Origin of the sequence: Christiangramia gaetbulicola (assembly GCF_003054225.1) — a bacterium.
Taxonomy (GTDB): Bacteria; Bacteroidota; Bacteroidia; order Flavobacteriales; family Flavobacteriaceae; genus Christiangramia; species Christiangramia gaetbulicola.
In genome coordinates, this window is record NZ_QBKQ01000002.1 from 21,030 (window position 1) to 36,392 (window position 15,363).

The window sequence follows — 15,363 nt, forward strand, 5'->3', positions numbered from 1 at the left end:
TGTTAGAATTAATGAAAAAGGCCGTTCAATTTTGAACGGCCTTTTTTTGTTTTAAAGATCAACCTTCTTTAGGTATTTCATTCCGATTAAAATCGATATTCAGAGATTTCTCCCTATGGTCGAAATGACAAGCGAATTAGATGATCAATTAATCATTGTAAATGTTCTCATAAGAATTTCCTTCCATCTCGAAGAATTTCCCGTTCACATACCTGAAATGATAATCCAGATCTGCGATCTCTTTCATATCATCTTCGTCCAGCTGGTAACCGGCACTCATGATATTTTCCTTGATACGTTTCTCGTTAGTTGATTTAGGAATAACCGCCGTTCCCCTTTGCTCACTCCATTTAATAAGAATCTGGCCTGGAGAAGCTCCGTGCTTTTTCGCGATCTTGTTAATAACCGGATTTTCCAGTAATGAAGGTTCATCTGCCGCTTTCATAGCTTCCGGACGGTCTCCACTTCCTAATGGCGAGTACGCGGTCACATTAATACCATGCTTGCTGCAAAATTCCAACAGTTTGTTCTGTTGTAAATAGGGGTGAAGCTCTACCTGGTTCATTTCTGGAGTATGGTCTGTATCTGCCATAAGTTCCTCCAGCTTTTCAATACTGAAATTAGAAACTCCAATATGTTTAACCAGTCCCTGTTCCTTGGCTTTCACCATTTCATTCCAGGTTTCGATCAATGGAACTTCTTCCAGGGATAAGAAATCCTCTGCCTTTTCTGGAAATCCTACATCTGGTTTAAAAGCCACCGGCCAGTGAATAAGGTAAAGATCAAGATAATCTAACTGCAGATCTTTAAGAGTTTGTTTCAGAGCCGGGATCACATCTTCTTTCTTGTGGGCGTTGTTCCATAGTTTTGAGGTTACCCAAACGTCTTCTCTTTTTATTTCTCCTTTCCCAAATACCTCTTTAAATGCTTCACCAACCTCTGCTTCATTGCCATAGGTGGCCGCGCAATCTATATGTTTATACCCATTGTTAAGGGCTATTTTTACTGCTTTAGTGACTTCTCCTTTTTCAGATTTCCAGGTACCGAGACCAATAGCATCCATCTCGTCACCATTCTTGAATTTTAGTTTCTTCATAATTTGATTTTTTATGAAGTTAATAAGATTGCCCTTCTACAGAAAAAAATCAGAATGGTTTAGCAGAACTTTAATATCTACTTCCTTGGGTGAAAGGTTTCCATAACATCTCTTAGATGCGATCTGTCTACATGTACATAGACTTCGGTAGTAGTAATGCTCTCGTGCCCTAACATCTGCTGAATCGCTCTTAGATCGGCTCCATTCTCCAATAGGTGGGTAGCGAATGAGTGCCGAAAAGTATGCGGGCTCACTTTCCTTTTGATCCCGGCAGCTTCCGTTAATCTTCTTACAATAGTGAAGATCATGGCTCTGGTGAGCCTGTTTCCTCTTCGGTTTAAAAATAAGGTGTCGGTTGCTTCAGGTTTTATGTCCTGGTGCACTCTTACTTCGTCCTTATAGATATTAATGAATTTTATGGTGTATTCTGATATAGGTACGAAACGCTGTTTATCGCCTTTTCCGGTCACCTTAATAAAACCTTCTTCAAAGAAAAGATCAGATAGTTTAAGATCGAGGAGTTCTGAAACTCGCAATCCGCAGCCATATAAAGTTTCAATGATCGCCCGGTTTCTTTCTCCTTCGTTCTTGCTAAGATCTACCGCGGCAATGATTCGGTCTACTTCGTCTATAGAAATAGTGTCGGGCAGTTTTCTACCTATTTTAGGAGATTCCATCAGGTCTAACGGATTATCCTTTCGGTAATCCTCAAAAACCAGGTAGCTAAAGAAACTCCGTAAGCCCGAAATTAGTCTTGATTGTGATCTCGCGTTGAGATCTTTCGAAGCGCTATAAATGAATTCCTGGATGGTTTTATCGGATATTTTGAGCGGACTTATCTGGATCTCGTTAACATCAAGATAAGTGATAAGTTTTAGCAGGTCCAGGCTGTAATTTTCAATGGAATTTGCTGAAAGTCCGCGTTCAAGCTTCAAATAGTGCCGGTAATCCTGTAACGCATTCTGCCATTTCATGTGTTAAAGATAAAATTTTCTGACTTTCAGTCTTAATAATACTTTAGCCTAGGCTAACATTTTGTTAACAGGATGAAACCTACTTTTGATCCCAGAATTTAAAAATAAAGAAAATGAAAAAGACGTTTTTATTAGTAGTAATGGCGATCGTTGGAGTAAGCACTTCTTCAAGCGCACAGGAGTATTGGAATTTTGGAGTTAAAGGTGGAGTGAACTTCACTAATATGACTTCAGACGGGTTCGAGGATAATAATAGTAGAACAGGATTTCATTTGGGAGTACTGGCAGAGATCCCGGTAAGTGACCGTTTTTCTGTTCAGCCAGAGGTATTGTATTCTACCCAGGGAACTGAAGCGACAAGAAGATATTTAGGAGAAAATCTAAAAGGAGAGTACCAATTGGATTATATACAGGTGCCACTTGTTGCAAAATTTTACCTGATCGATGGATTGGCTCTTGAAGCGGGACCTTCTTTTAACTTTTTGGTAGATGAAGAATATAGCTATGAAAGTGATGCACTTGATCTTGAAGCAGATTCTGAATTAGCCAGTACTTTCGAATTTGGAGGAGCTTTTGGTGCTTCTTATAAATTCAACAATGGTTTCTTTGTGAATGGAAGATATGTGCAGGGTTTTACCGATGCATTCGATAGCGATAGTTTCGATGATGATGCTATCAAAAATAACGGATTTCAGTTAGGAGTTGGTTTCCAGTTCTAGAGATCCTAAATACCTATGAAGATGAAAAAGCGAAGACCAGGTCTTCGCTTTTTTTATTTTTAAGCGTTAGTAATAATATTCCTCCAATCTTACCGTTCTTACTTGCCAATACCCATATTAACCTATAATTAAAAATTAAACATGTTTAAAAAAATCAGTTTAATTGCAGTCTTTGCAATGCTATCATTTTGTGCCCAGGCCCAGGAAGAATCAAAGGAGAGTAAACCTTCAAAATTTGGATTTACTGCCGGAGTAATTGAATCCAATTTCAAATTGAAAGATCCTATATTATTAAATGAAGATTATAATGTTGGAAAATATGAGGGTGGAGGTTTGTTTTTAGGTTTAACATTTGACACCGAGATCAACGAAAACTTTGGTTTTAATTCAGAATTGTTAGTCGCCAAACTTGATAACTCTCATAGATATTTACTATCCTCATCACTTAAGTATCGCTTATTTAACTCTAATTTTCACGCTTTGGGTGGTTTGGAATTAAATTATTTAAGTAGTGCACCAGATATTTCCAATGGTAATAAGGGAAACCGTGCTGGACTCAATGCTATTTTTGGACTAGAGTATGAAATAAATGACAGGTTATCTATTTATAGTAGTTATTCTTTAGAAACTACGAACAGGTTTAAACACGATAATGGGAATTCGTATAAAGGAGGATATAATAATGTTAGATTAGGGATTAAGTTTAAATTCTAGATAAAAAAAAGCGGGTGAGTTCCCGCTTTTTTCATTCAACTCCTCTACATTTCTTAACCCTAACCGTTAATTAAATTTAAAATAACAGGCTGAAAAACAGATTGTTTTATACCTTAATTGAAAATCGGGTATATGAGATTTAAGCTCACTCTTTTTCTTTTTATTTCTGCAGTTGCAATTGGATATTCCCAGCAAACAGAATTTAATAATAGCATACTCTATTCTCCGAATAATTTTTTAAAATACGATAGCTCTTCTCTTAAGTTCACCAGGGGAATGCTACAGGAAGGTGGTTTATTGATAGACGGTGAATATGATCTGGCAAATTTGCTCCCGGGATTATTTCTGCGACCGGAACACATAATTTTTGATTCGCCATTCTTACAGGCATATGGTTCTGGTTATACCTTAAAATATTATATCGGGGAATCTGATGTTTATATTACTGGTGGATTGCAGTCTACCATGTATATGGAATACAGCGGAGAAAGATCATATTATTTTGGATTCAATGTTGGAGTGGGATATAATCTATCCAAAAATACCCAGATCGAGGGAAGGACATTCCAAAGCTTTAAAAGCTATTCTACTGGAGAGGCTTTTCAACCGGTTCAATTAACACCCATGCAACCAATAAGCTTAGGTATCAAAACCAAATTTTAGATCATTCATTTCGGTATAATATCTTCTGAATATTTTCATTTTGCTACTTTTACAATATGAAGCTACTTATACTAAATGGGCCAAACCTTAATCTTTTAGGTACCCGGGAACCGGAGAAGTACGGTAACCGAAGTTTTGAAGATCACTTTGCCGACCTGCAATTCAAGTTCAGGAATGTAGAATTGTCTTATGATCAAACCAATATCGAAGGTGAATTGATCGATAAGATCCAGAATGCCCGGAAGGATTTTGATGGTATCATTTTAAATGCAGCGGCCTATACCCATACTTCGGTTGGAATAGGAGACGCAGTAGCTGCAATAGATATCCCGGTGGTAGAGGTTCATATTTCCAATACTTTTTCCAGGGAAGATTTCAGGCATAAGTCTTTTATCTCACCTAATGCTAAAGGGATCATTGTTGGTTTTGGGTTGCAAAGCTATGATCTGGCCATACAGAGTTTTTTAAGGGACGAAGATGAATAGGGCATATCTCAACTGGAGCAGTGGTAAAGACTCTGCTATGTCGCTTTATTATGCGCAAAATCAGGAAGATTATAAAGTAGAAAAGTTACTTACCACCATAAATAAGGACGTAGACAGGGTGACTATGCATGGGGTTCGCAATGAACTTCTTTTGAAGCAGACTGAGTCTTTAGGTCTGCCTCTGCAGATCTCTGAATTGAGCGCGGAAACCAGTATGGAGGACTATAACCAGAAAATGAAGGAAGCAACAGATAACCTTATTTCTGAAGGTTTCACGCATAGCATTTTTGGCGATATTTTCCTGGAAGACCTTAAAAAATACAGGGAAGACCAATTGAAATCGGTCGGTATTAAAGCCATATTTCCATTATGGAAAAAGGATACCAGAGAATTGATTAAAGAATTCATAGATCTTGGCTTTAAGGCGATCGTGGTCTGTACGAATTCGAAATACCTGGATGATTCTTTCTGCGGAAGAGTCCTAGATCATCAATTCGTTAATGACCTGCCAGAAAATGTTGATCCCTGTGGTGAAAATGGGGAGTTTCACACCTTTGTTTTCGACGGACCAATATTTAATACCCAGGTTGCTTTTGAAGTAGGAGAGAAGATCAACAGGTCCTATAAACCGGCAAAAGATAAAGAGGATAATTGTTTCCAGGATGACGAGGATGCCTGGGATACTGAATTCTGCTTCTGTGACCTTATTCCTGTATAAAATTCTGTTTTTCAGATAAATACACTTTAAATTTTTCAGTTTTATTGAATCTATCTTGCTGATAATTAATATTTTAGATGACTTAATCATCTAAATATTAATCGATATGAAAAAGATTCTATTACTAGCTTTAGTGCTGCTTTTCAGTTTAAACGGATTCGCTCAGCTTTCGGCCGATGAAGTGGAATATATTCAATCCATTTTCGGAATGGAGAAAAGAGCCGCCATTGAAGAGATGCTTGATCCAGATGAAAATGCAGATTCGTTCTGGAAACTTTATGACCAGTACGAGCTTGAAAGAAAAGATCTTGGTAAAAACAGGATAGACCTGCTGGAGAAGTATGCCGAGAATTATGAAAGTATGAGCAATGAGGACGTAGATAATCTTATTAAGGAGTCTATGGACCTTTCTATGAAAACAGATAAGCTCATCAATAAATATTACAAAAAGATAAAAAATGAGGTTGGCTCGGTGCCTGCAGCGCAATTTTACCAGATAGAGCATTATCTGCTCAGTGAAATAAGAGCAGCGATCCTTGGAGAAATGGATCTTATCGAGGCGGTAAAGCAATGATGTTAGGACAAAAAAAAATCCTGAAGTGATTAACTTCAGGATTTTTAATTTTATCTAAGGCCTGTTCTTATAAGTGAATTACTTCATCATAAGCGTCGGCTACAGCTTCCATTACAGCCTCACTCATAGTTGGGTGAGGGTGAACCGCTTTTAATACTTCGTGACCGGTAGTTTCGAGTTTTCTACCTAACACAGCCTCAGCGATCATATCGGTTACTCCGGCACCAATCATATGGCAACCTAACCACTCTCCGTATTTAGCATCGAAGATCACTTTTACGAAGCCATCCTTCTTTCCAGAAGCACTGGCTTTTCCAGAAGCTGAGAATGGGAATTTCCCGATCTTCAGTTCGTAACCAGCTTCTTTAGCTTGTTTCTCGGTCATTCCAACCGATGCGATCTCTGGAGTAGCATAGGTACATCCAGGAATATTACCATAATCTAATGGCTGCACATCCATTCCCTTGATCTTTTCAACACAAAGTATACCTTCAGCTGAAGCAACGTGAGCCAGGGCAGGACCTTGAACCACATCACCAATCGCATAAATTCCAGATACATTGGTTTGATAGAAATCGTTAACCAGGATCTTATCTTTTTCGGTCTTGATCCCAAGATCTTCCAGACCAATATTTTCAATATTTGTTTTGATACCTACTGCAGAAAGTACTACATCTGCTTCAAGTTTTTCTTCGCCTTTCTTGGTCTTAACCGTAGCGATCACTTTTCCATTTTTCTTCTCTACGCTTTCTACAGAAGAATTGGTCATTACCTTAATACCGGCTTTCTTGATGCTTCTTTCAAATTGTTTTGAAACCTCTTCATCCTCTAACGGCACTACATTCGGAAGAAATTCTACTACAGTCACCTCTGTTCCCATAGCGTTGTAGAAATGAGCGAACTCAACTCCTATAGCTCCTGAACCAACCACGATCATAGATTTTGGCTGCTTCTCAAGAGTCATAGCTTCACGGTAACCAATCACGGTCTTACCATCCTGTTTAAGATTTGGCAATTCTCTAGATCTTGCACCGGTAGCAATAATGATATTATCTGCCTGGTATTCTGTTTTCTTGTCTTTTGAATCTGTAACTTCTACTTTCTTTCCAGATTTCAATTTTCCGAAGCCTTCCAGAACATCGATCTTGTTCTTTTTCATAAGGAACTGAACACCTTTGCTCATTCCATTGGCAACATCACGGCTTCTTTTGACTACAGCTCCGAAATCCTTATCAGCTTTTTCAAGCTTTAAACCATAATCTTCAGCATGTTTCAGGTAATCAAAAACCTCGGCACTCTTTAAAAGCGCTTTAGTTGGGATACATCCCCAGTTAAGGCAAACACCTCCAAGGCTTTCTTTTTCTACAATAGCGGTCTTAAAACCTAATTGAGAAGCGCGGATCGCAGTTACATAACCTCCCGGGCCACTACCTAAAACTATAATATCATATTTACTCATATTCGGAATATTTTGAATCTGTTATAGAGTTTGCGAATTTAAGGAATTAAACCCTAAACTGAAAGTGCGAAGAATGGGATATGGGCAATAAAAAAGTCCGCCATGAAAATGACGGACTTTTTGATATATTTTATTGAAATCTCTTTATTCAGGATCTTATTCTACAGATAAATTGAACCTGTCTTTCACCTGCTCGAAATTAGAGAAATCTACATCGGCATTCGCCTGAAAAGTAGCAGAAGGCAATACAACGATCCTGAAGGTCTGGTCATCTGTAAACTGACTGCTAAGACCACTAAGATCGAAGTTACCGTCGATGATTATTTCAACATCGGCTACGGTATGATTGTATACATACTGGATAGTACCTTGCTCTAAAAAGAAATTCTGCGGGATAAGACTCCATGAATCTATGGTTCCTCCACCTTCAGCATCCAGCAGTTCCAAGCGGTAAACTAGTACAGCGTCAGACTCCGGTTCAAAGGTATCTACCGCAGCAGGAATATCTATAAGCTGCGAATAATAGTTTACATCAGATAAATACTCAAGATCTACGGTACGTTCAAAAGTGTATCCTAATCCATCCAGGCCATCTTCACCAGGAGGTCCCTGTGGTCCCGGAGGTCCTGGATCTCCATCTGAACATGCAACAAAGAACAGACTGGTTAATACTATAAGTGATAATAGTTTTTTCATGATTTATCGGTTTTAGTTATTTATTAAATTCTATACTGGCCGAGTTTACGCAGTAACGCTGGCCAGTCTCTGTAGGACCATCATCAAAAACGTGGCCAAGATGGCTTCCGCAACTGGCACAAAGGATCTCGGTACGTATCATCCCAAATGTGCGGTCCTGTATATATTCAACCTTTCCCTCGATGGCATCATCAAAACTTGGCCATCCGCAACCGCTTTCAAATTTAGCGTCACTTTCAAAAAGCTTTTCACCGCAAGCGGCGCATTTATATTCTCCCTTATCAAAATGAAGATTGTACTTTCCCGTATGCGGAGCCTCGGTACCTTTTTGCCTAAGTACCCTGTATTGCTCTGGAGAAAGTTCTTTTTTCCATTCTTCTTCGGTCTTTTCTATTTTATATTTTTTCATCTTATTCTGAATCTGGTTTAAAATCCATGGCAACACCGTTGATACAATGGCGCTTTCCGGTAGTTTCTCTAGGACCATCATTGAATACGTGGCCTAAGTGACCTCCACATCTTGCGCAATGTACTTCATCTCTTTGGTAACCCAGTTTTGAATCACTTCCGTAAGCTACACCGCCATCAATGGCTCTGTCGAAACTTGGCCAGCCGGTACCGCTTTCAAATTTATGTTTGGTTTTATAGAGTTCATTTCCGCAGGCAGCACAAACAAAAGTTCCGGGTTTCTTGATATCCAGTAGATCACTGGTAAAGGGTGTTTCGGTAGCTGCTTTTCTAAGAACAGCGAATTCCTGACTGGTTAACTCCTGCTTCCATTGCTCTTCAGATTTTGTGACCTCATATTTTTTTGAAGAATTTTCATCTGAGTCCTTTTGGGCATTTCCGTTGCAACTTATAAGGAAAGTGGCAAGTAGGCTAAAAATTAGAATCTTTTTCATGGTAATCTTTTTCATAAAAATACAAAGATTGTGCCGCGATAAAAGTTGTGATTTTGTTAATTACTTTTTGATTCCCTAAAATACGGCGGTGTCCCAGGTCTGAGGTTATCATTAATTCACTGTTTTCCAGTTCTTCATGGATCTCGTAAGCGGAATTCACGGGAACATCAACATCCTTCTCATCATGTATCACCAGTGTGGGAACTTTTACATATTTAGCAGATTCACCGCCAGATAATACATCCATATCTTCATTGAACCTCTCATCGAGATAGGCCTTCATTTTTCTGGCCACCTTATCATTCATCTTCATGGTCTGGGCGAAATGCCTGGTGATCTCTGAAACTTTGTTTGCGGTACCTATGATGACCAGTTTATCGGTTTGTAAACCCTGTCTTATTGCCCGTAGGGAAGACATGCCACCCAGGGAGTGACCTATTACAGCATCAAAAGGGCCATAATGTTCATCCATGTAATGAATTGCCTTGATAAAGAATGGCATCATACTCATTTTGCCATCCAACTTTCCATGAGCGGGGGCATCGAAGCTAACACACATGTATCCCTGTTCTAACAGGGCTTCAGCGATCTTGGCTAACTGTGTCCCACGACCGCTCCATCCATGTGCGAGTAATACTTTTTTGTCGCTTTTTCCATATTCATAGGTCCTTATTTCTCTGTTCATAGAGGGAACCATCACTGTTTTTTGAACCGAGTTCCTGTCCATTTCTTTTTCCCTTTCCGGTAATTTATATTTAAACGGACTCAGGAATAATTTCGCAGCGAACCTGCTGGCCAGGAATGGAGAAATAATAGTTAGTATCCTGGTAATTACTAATATGTATGATGGTATCAGAAGCCTCTGAACCGGGGTATTGTCCTTCTTTTTTTTAGTCATATTTAAGAATCCTTCAATTTATTATAAAAACAATAACATACTTTATTATTCCCTTCTAAAGCCTTGTTATTACTGCAAATATCAACATTGGTATTGTTTTTGGAAGTCTAATTAGTGTTAAATCATACTTAAACCATCATAAGCCATATTGCGGCTTTTGTACTTTTAAGCACCTAAAAACCAAAAATCATGAAATTTAAAAATACCTTCTTAGGGTTAATGGCGCTGCTGTTGGTAGTGTCTTGTAAAACCAATCCTTTTACAGGAGAAAGTAATCTTAACTTTGTTTCTAATGACCAGTTGTTTCCAGCGTCATTTGAACAGTATAACCAGTTTTTAAATGAGGCTGAAGTAGTTAGAGGCACAGAGGAAGCGAGAATGGTTCAAAATTTAGGGCAGGATATTGTAAATGCTGCCGAAAGATTTCTTAATGCTAACGGTTACCAGGGATTTATGAATGATTTCCGTTGGGAATTTAACCTGGTAAAAGATGAGCAGGCAAACGCCTTCGCTATGCCTGGAGGTAAGGTAGTGATCTACACAGGAATTATAGATGTGGCACAAACCAAAACCGGTTTAGCCACAGTTATGGCTCACGAGATCGCGCATGCTCTTGCAGATCACGGTGCACAAAGAATGAGTGCTGCCCAATTACAGCAACTTGGAGCAGTGGCTGGATCTGTAGCAGTTAGTGGAGAAAGTAGAAGTACACAACAGATCTTTGCACAGGCTTATGGTCTTGGTACTACGGTAGGAGTGATGCTTCCGTTTAGTAGAAGTCATGAGGCTGAAGCAGATAGAATAGGTTTAACCCTTATGGCTATTGCGGGTTATGATCCAAGAGAAGCGCCAGAACTTTGGAAAAGAATGCAGGAGAATAGCAATGGACAGGCTCCGCCAGAATTCCTAAGTACTCACCCTTCTACTCAAAGCCGAATTAATAATCTAACCCAGTGGGCTCCTGAGGCGATTGAAGAAGCTCGTAAATACGGAGTGACTAATTTTAAATAAGATAAACTAAAAATAAAAATGAAAAGCCACCATATTCGGTGGCTTTTTCTATTTTTAGAGCATGAAGCAATTACCAAAAGGAAGTAAAAAGCTTATTCATGCCTGGGCTTTTTATGATTGGGCCAACTCTGTTTATAGTCTGGTCATTTCTTCGGCCATTTTTCCAATTTTTTATGGAGCCCTTACCATTGTAAAGGACAGTGATGGAAATAAGTTAAGTGATACGGTACGATTTCTCGGCTTCGATTTTAATAATGATTCACTTATAAGTTACGTTACCGCTGCTGCTTTTCTGGTTGTTAGTTTCCTTAGCCCTTTTCTATCTGGAATTGCCGATTATATAGGAAATAAGAAGAACTTCTTAAAGTTCTTTTGTTACCTGGGTGCTGTTTCCTGTATTGGTCTATTCTGGTTCGATTTGGAATATTTATGGTTTGGATTATTATGCTACTTCCTTGCACTAATCGGCTTCTGGTCCAGCCTTGTATTTTATAATTCATATTTGCCAGATATAGCTTTCCCGGAACAACAGGATAAGGCAAGTGCAAAGGGATTTTCTCTAGGGTATATCGGTAGCGTTATTCTTTTGATTCTATGCCTGCTAATGATCCTTAAATATGACTGGTTCGGTTTTGAAGATGAAGGCCTGCCAACGCGCCTATCTTTCGTTTTAACCGGGATCTGGTGGATCGGCTTTAGCCAGTATACGTATTACTACCTGCCTAAAGGAAATAAAAAAGCCAGGTTTACCAGGCATGTTCTATTGAACGGTTTCCGAGAGTTGAATGGGATATGGAGATCTATTAAACGTAATAAATCCCTGAAACGTTATTTATTGGCGTTTTTCGTCTACAGCATGGCGGTGCAAACCATTATGCTTATCGCTACTTACTTTGGAATCGAAGAACTGGAATGGGGAGACCAGGATCCTACAACCGGCCTTATCGTGAGTATATTATTGATACAATTGGTGGCTGTAGCCGGAGCTACTTTAACTTCCAGGCTGGCAATCAAATTTGGAGATGTCAAGATTCTCATTTTTATCAATCTTATCTGGATCTCCATTTGTGGATATGCTTATTTTATTACCACTCCGGTGCAGTTTTATGTAGCGGCGGCATCGGTAGGATTAGTAATGGGAGGGATACAGTCTCTTTCCAGATCTACATATTCCAAGATGTTACCAGAAAATGCCCTTGATACTGCCAGTTATTTCAGTTTTTATGATGTATCTGAAAAAATTGGAATCGTTATAGGAATGTCATTATATGGTTTCGTGGCTCAGCATACAGGAAGCGTGAGAAATGCGATACTGTTCCTCGTGGTTTTCTTTATCGCCGGGGTGATCCTTTTGATGCGGGTTCCAAAACTTAGGGTAGAGGCATAAAAAAAACCTGCCGTTGGGCAGGTTTGAATATTTTCATTCGGAGTATTAATGGGAAGAAATGCTTCCTGATCCATTGGTGTTGAAATCCTGTCTTTCCGGGTTCCCCTTGTAAACAATATCTCCAGATCCTGAAACAGATGCTTTCAGAGAATTTGAGGCGTATACCATAATATCTCCCGAACCTGAAACACTGGCTGTTACAATATCTGCTTTTAGTTCGTAAGCATCGAAATCGCCACTTCCGGTTACGTTACATTCAAAATTCCTGCTATTACCTCTAAGTTGAATATCACCAGATCCGGTAATTTTTCCTTCAATAGTTTCAGCAGAAAGATCCAGTTTTATGTCTCCAGATCCGGTTACCTGCACTTCCATTTTCTTGGCGTTGATCTTATCCTGCGTCCAGATGTCTCCTGAACCGGTTACAGAAATATGGTTTAGGCTTTCAAAAGGAACAGTGACCAAAATTTCTTTTTTAGGAGCCAGGTTAAAGCCGTCTTCAGTAGATATTTTAAGAGTACCGTTATTTACCTCGGTAATAATATATTCCTGCAGGTTGCTTTCAGCTGCTACCTGAATACTGCCTTCAGAACCGCTTACCAGCTTTACATTCATCGAGCCTACCAGTTTAATTTCGTCATAAGAATCTGTAGACCTGGTCTTAGTTACCATTTCTCCGTTTCCTTTAACTTTTTTACCGTTCCATTGCGCGTTGACGCAGGAGAATGATAAGAAACATATACCTATTAATAAAAGTGCTTTTTTCATGATTTTGGTTGTTTAATACGTTTTTTGATGATTAATTTTTATTGAATTTTACGCTACCGTAACTGGTTCTAACATTTATTTGTGATCCGCCTCCAGATCCATAGGAGCCTGATGCATAGTTGCTGGTGGTCTTATTTTCTTTCTTTTTTACATCAAGGGATTCCAATCCATTAATGGAGCCATAAGAAGTCTTTACATCAAAATTAAAACTCATTTCGTTGTCGTAACCTATTTTCACTCCGGCATAATCGGTGTCTATATTGATGCTTTTCGCACCTTTGATCACTTTCTCCACAGACAGGGAACCGTAATCCAGGTTAATGTCTGCAGATGTAAAGATCCTGTTGATCCTGGTGGTAAGATAATCGCCGTTACCTATAAGCACTTTTACCTTATCGATATCTACATTCCCATAATCGCAATTGAATTCTAATTTAGATACTTTTCCAATTTTGGATTGAGAATAATCTGCAGTTATCACAAGGTTTTCTGCCTCCATGATCTCGTAATCTGAATAATCTGCATTTATAGTCGCATTGGTCACGTAGTCTATCTTACTGTTACGGGTATAGTCAAATGTAAGGGCATTGGAGTTTCCTCGTAATTCGCCAAGATCCAGTTTTCCGTAATCGCAATTGATGCTGGTATTTCCTGTGGTCTTATCTATATAGATCCCTCCATAATCATTGCTGATGCCCAGGTTGTTACCTTCCGGAGCTCTAACTATATAGTTCACCTCCATATTCACATTGTCTGAACCATCAAAAATCTGTTTCCACCATGATTTTTCATTTTTAGAAAAATGTGTTTTAGCAGAAACTCCTGAAGAACTCTGGTTAAACTCAACATTGATTTCTTCAAGTTTCTTCATGACCACTTCTTCGTCGTTTCCGTTGGTTTTTATGATCACTTCAATAACAACGCGGTTCTGGTCCCAGGTAGTGATATCAACATTTCCGTAACTGTTGTCGATGTTCAGGTTGGAACTGGCACTTACCTTGAATTCCTCTTTGATCTTTTTTTCTTTGGTGTGCTTTCCCGTAAGTTCAGAGACCTCGGTGTAATTCTTTCCTTCAAAAGATTCGAAATGAGGGAGGCCAGGGGCCAGCACCATTAAAAATAAGATACTAGATAATATTGTCTTCATGATTTTGGTTCTTTAGTGTTTTAATGTTTTCGATCTGGGTCAAAACGTTGTTTAAAAGGTCTATTCTTTGCTGGAAATTCTGGATCATCGCATAGATAACCCTGTTATCTTTTCCACTTGTTACGAGGTCTTCTTTAAGGCTCTCGTAATTTTTCTCCAGTTTTTCCATTTGTATAAGAGCATCATTAATAATGGCTTCTGTTTCCGGGGACTTTTCAGCATTCAGGGCATTTAATTCCTTCCTTATAACACTGGTATAGAACTCCTGAGTTTGTTTCATTTCAGGGGAAATACTGGCCAGGTCTGAACCTTTTGCTGAACTGTTAGGTATAACGAATTCACCCAAAAGGAAGAATGCTAGTAAAAAACTGGCGGCTATACCAAGGATAGGACCCCATAAGCTGCGTACTTTACCTTTCTGCGTTGGAGCCTCGAATTTATCATCCAGCTTTTTGAAAAAGCGCTCTTTATGGCCCGTATGTGGCTCTTCGATATCGAAGTTCAGGTCCTCAAAAAGGCTATCAAAGTCATTATTTTTCATGATCCTCTAATTTTTTTCTTAAGCTTTCTTTTGCCCTGGAGATCATCGTTCGGCAATTGGCGTAAGAAATATTCATTATTTCACAGATTTCTTCATAGTCGTATCCTTCAATAAGATGCAAGGTTAAACCAAGCCTGTAATTCTCTTTAAGAGACTTGATCTTATTAAGGATCATACGAACTTTCTTGTTGTTTTTATCATCTTCATCCAAAGCGATACCACCACTATCTGCTTCATTTTTTAACTCGTCATTGTAGCTTACTTCCCCTAGTTTTGCGATCTTGTTATAAGCTGTGATACTTTCGTTCACTACAATTCGCTTTAGCCAGGCCCCGAAGGTGGAAGTTTCCTTAAAACTGTCGATCTTAGTGAAGGCGCTTAAAAAAGCTTCCTGCATGATATCTTCAGCTTCAGCCGAATGACCCGTTATACGATAAGCAGTGTTATACATCGCTTTGTAATAACGATCATAAATTTCCATTTGAGCGCGCTGGTCGCCTTGACGACAACGCTCTACCAGGTCTTTAATATGTGTGATGGTTGGTGTCAATTAAAACTTGGTTTCTGTAATAAAGATGGAGGTATTCTTGAATTGTTACACTTTTGAAATA

The 15,363-nt window shown here is 38.9% G+C and carries 19 protein-coding genes; 8 read left to right on the forward strand and 11 right to left on the reverse strand.

Annotated features, from left to right (window positions below; translation table 11 throughout):
- Positions 1 to 148: 148 nt before the first annotated feature.
- Together C8P64_RS06745 and xerD are read right to left on the reverse strand one after the other, a co-directional pair.
- A complete protein-coding gene (locus C8P64_RS06745) occupies positions 149 to 1,096 on the reverse strand; it encodes an aldo/keto reductase (RefSeq protein ID WP_108171322.1) in 948 nt (315 codons plus the stop codon).
- Between the two features lie 77 nt (positions 1,097 to 1,173).
- Positions 1,174 to 2,070 (reverse strand): site-specific tyrosine recombinase XerD, encoded by an 897-nt coding sequence (gene xerD / locus C8P64_RS06750; RefSeq protein ID WP_108171323.1) that lies wholly within the window; start codon positions 2,068 to 2,070, stop codon positions 1,174 to 1,176.
- A 113-nt stretch (positions 2,071 to 2,183) separates the two neighbouring features.
- Here xerD and C8P64_RS06755 point away from each other — a divergent pair, with 113 nt between their 5' ends.
- From C8P64_RS06755 to C8P64_RS06780, 6 genes are all read left to right on the forward strand, one after another.
- On the forward strand, positions 2,184 to 2,789 hold the full coding sequence (locus C8P64_RS06755) for a porin family protein (protein WP_108171324.1): 606 nt from the start codon (positions 2,184 to 2,186) through the stop codon (positions 2,787 to 2,789).
- A gap of 141 nt (positions 2,790 to 2,930) precedes the next feature.
- Positions 2,931 to 3,503 (forward strand): outer membrane beta-barrel protein, encoded by a 573-nt coding sequence (locus C8P64_RS06760; RefSeq protein ID WP_108171325.1) that lies wholly within the window; start codon positions 2,931 to 2,933, stop codon positions 3,501 to 3,503.
- A gap of 132 nt (positions 3,504 to 3,635) precedes the next feature.
- Positions 3,636 to 4,166, forward strand: coding sequence for a hypothetical protein (locus C8P64_RS06765; protein ID WP_108171326.1), 531 nt, complete (start codon positions 3,636 to 3,638; stop codon positions 4,164 to 4,166).
- Positions 4,167 to 4,222: 56 nt separating this feature from the next.
- Positions 4,223 to 4,651, forward strand: coding sequence for a type II 3-dehydroquinate dehydratase (gene aroQ / locus C8P64_RS06770; RefSeq protein ID WP_108171327.1), 429 nt, complete (start codon positions 4,223 to 4,225; stop codon positions 4,649 to 4,651).
- Positions 4,644 to 5,369: a Dph6-related ATP pyrophosphatase gene (locus C8P64_RS06775; RefSeq protein ID WP_108171328.1), complete on the forward strand. Its 726-nt coding sequence runs from the start codon at positions 4,644 to 4,646 to the stop codon at positions 5,367 to 5,369. The genes aroQ and C8P64_RS06775 overlap by 8 nt, the downstream gene beginning before the upstream one ends.
- A 106-nt stretch (positions 5,370 to 5,475) precedes the next feature.
- Entirely contained in the window at positions 5,476 to 5,943 is a 468-nt protein-coding gene (locus tag C8P64_RS06780) for a hypothetical protein (RefSeq protein WP_108171329.1), read from the forward strand.
- A 67-nt stretch (positions 5,944 to 6,010) separates the two neighbouring features.
- On the opposite strand, the gene lpdA is transcribed toward C8P64_RS06780, so the two are convergent.
- From lpdA to C8P64_RS06805, 5 genes are all read right to left on the reverse strand, one after another.
- Positions 6,011 to 7,402 (reverse strand): dihydrolipoyl dehydrogenase, encoded by a 1,392-nt coding sequence (lpdA, locus tag C8P64_RS06785; protein WP_108171330.1) that lies wholly within the window; start codon positions 7,400 to 7,402, stop codon positions 6,011 to 6,013.
- A gap of 156 nt (positions 7,403 to 7,558) precedes the next feature.
- Positions 7,559 to 8,098, reverse strand: coding sequence for a hypothetical protein (locus C8P64_RS06790; RefSeq protein WP_108171331.1), 540 nt, complete (start codon positions 8,096 to 8,098; stop codon positions 7,559 to 7,561).
- 16 nt (positions 8,099 to 8,114) lie between these two features.
- Positions 8,115 to 8,507 carry a peptide-methionine (R)-S-oxide reductase MsrB gene (msrB, locus tag C8P64_RS06795; RefSeq protein ID WP_108171332.1) on the reverse strand — a complete coding sequence of 131 codons (393 nt, stop codon included), beginning with the start codon at positions 8,505 to 8,507 and terminating at the stop codon, positions 8,115 to 8,117.
- Position 8,508: 1 nt separating this feature from the next.
- Positions 8,509 to 9,000 carry a peptide-methionine (R)-S-oxide reductase MsrB gene (msrB, locus tag C8P64_RS06800; RefSeq protein WP_108172196.1) on the reverse strand — a complete coding sequence of 164 codons (492 nt, stop codon included), beginning with the start codon at positions 8,998 to 9,000 and terminating at the stop codon, positions 8,509 to 8,511.
- Positions 8,978 to 9,898 carry an alpha/beta fold hydrolase gene (locus C8P64_RS06805; RefSeq protein ID WP_108171333.1) on the reverse strand — a complete coding sequence of 307 codons (921 nt, stop codon included), beginning with the start codon at positions 9,896 to 9,898 and terminating at the stop codon, positions 8,978 to 8,980. The genes msrB (C8P64_RS06800) and C8P64_RS06805 overlap by 23 nt, the downstream gene beginning before the upstream one ends.
- Before the next feature lie 189 nt (positions 9,899 to 10,087).
- Between C8P64_RS06805 and C8P64_RS06810 the strand changes: the two genes are divergently transcribed.
- Together C8P64_RS06810 and C8P64_RS06815 are read left to right on the forward strand one after the other, a co-directional pair.
- Positions 10,088 to 10,909 (forward strand): M48 family metallopeptidase, encoded by an 822-nt coding sequence (locus tag C8P64_RS06810; protein WP_108171334.1) that lies wholly within the window; start codon positions 10,088 to 10,090, stop codon positions 10,907 to 10,909.
- A 61-nt stretch (positions 10,910 to 10,970) separates the two neighbouring features.
- Positions 10,971 to 12,296, forward strand: coding sequence for an MFS transporter (locus C8P64_RS06815; protein ID WP_108171335.1), 1,326 nt, complete (start codon positions 10,971 to 10,973; stop codon positions 12,294 to 12,296).
- 45 nt (positions 12,297 to 12,341) lie between these two features.
- Here C8P64_RS06815 and C8P64_RS06820 read toward each other — a convergent pair whose 3' ends face one another.
- From C8P64_RS06820 to C8P64_RS06835, 4 genes are read right to left on the reverse strand one after another with little or no spacing between them, the layout of a single operon-like run.
- Positions 12,342 to 13,064, reverse strand: a complete 723-nt coding sequence (locus tag C8P64_RS06820) for a head GIN domain-containing protein (protein WP_108171336.1) — start codon at positions 13,062 to 13,064, stop codon at positions 12,342 to 12,344.
- Positions 13,065 to 13,095: 31 nt separating this feature from the next.
- Positions 13,096 to 14,211, reverse strand: a complete 1,116-nt coding sequence (locus C8P64_RS06825) for a DUF4097 family beta strand repeat-containing protein (protein WP_108171337.1) — start codon at positions 14,209 to 14,211, stop codon at positions 13,096 to 13,098.
- Positions 14,192 to 14,752, reverse strand: coding sequence for a hypothetical protein (locus C8P64_RS06830; protein WP_108171338.1), 561 nt, complete (start codon positions 14,750 to 14,752; stop codon positions 14,192 to 14,194). Before C8P64_RS06830 ends, C8P64_RS06825 begins: the two co-directional genes overlap by 20 nt.
- On the reverse strand, positions 14,742 to 15,302 hold the full coding sequence (locus tag C8P64_RS06835; protein ID WP_108171339.1) for an RNA polymerase sigma factor: 561 nt from the start codon (positions 15,300 to 15,302) through the stop codon (positions 14,742 to 14,744). The genes C8P64_RS06830 and C8P64_RS06835 overlap by 11 nt, the downstream gene beginning before the upstream one ends.
- Positions 15,303 to 15,363 lie beyond the last annotated feature (61 nt).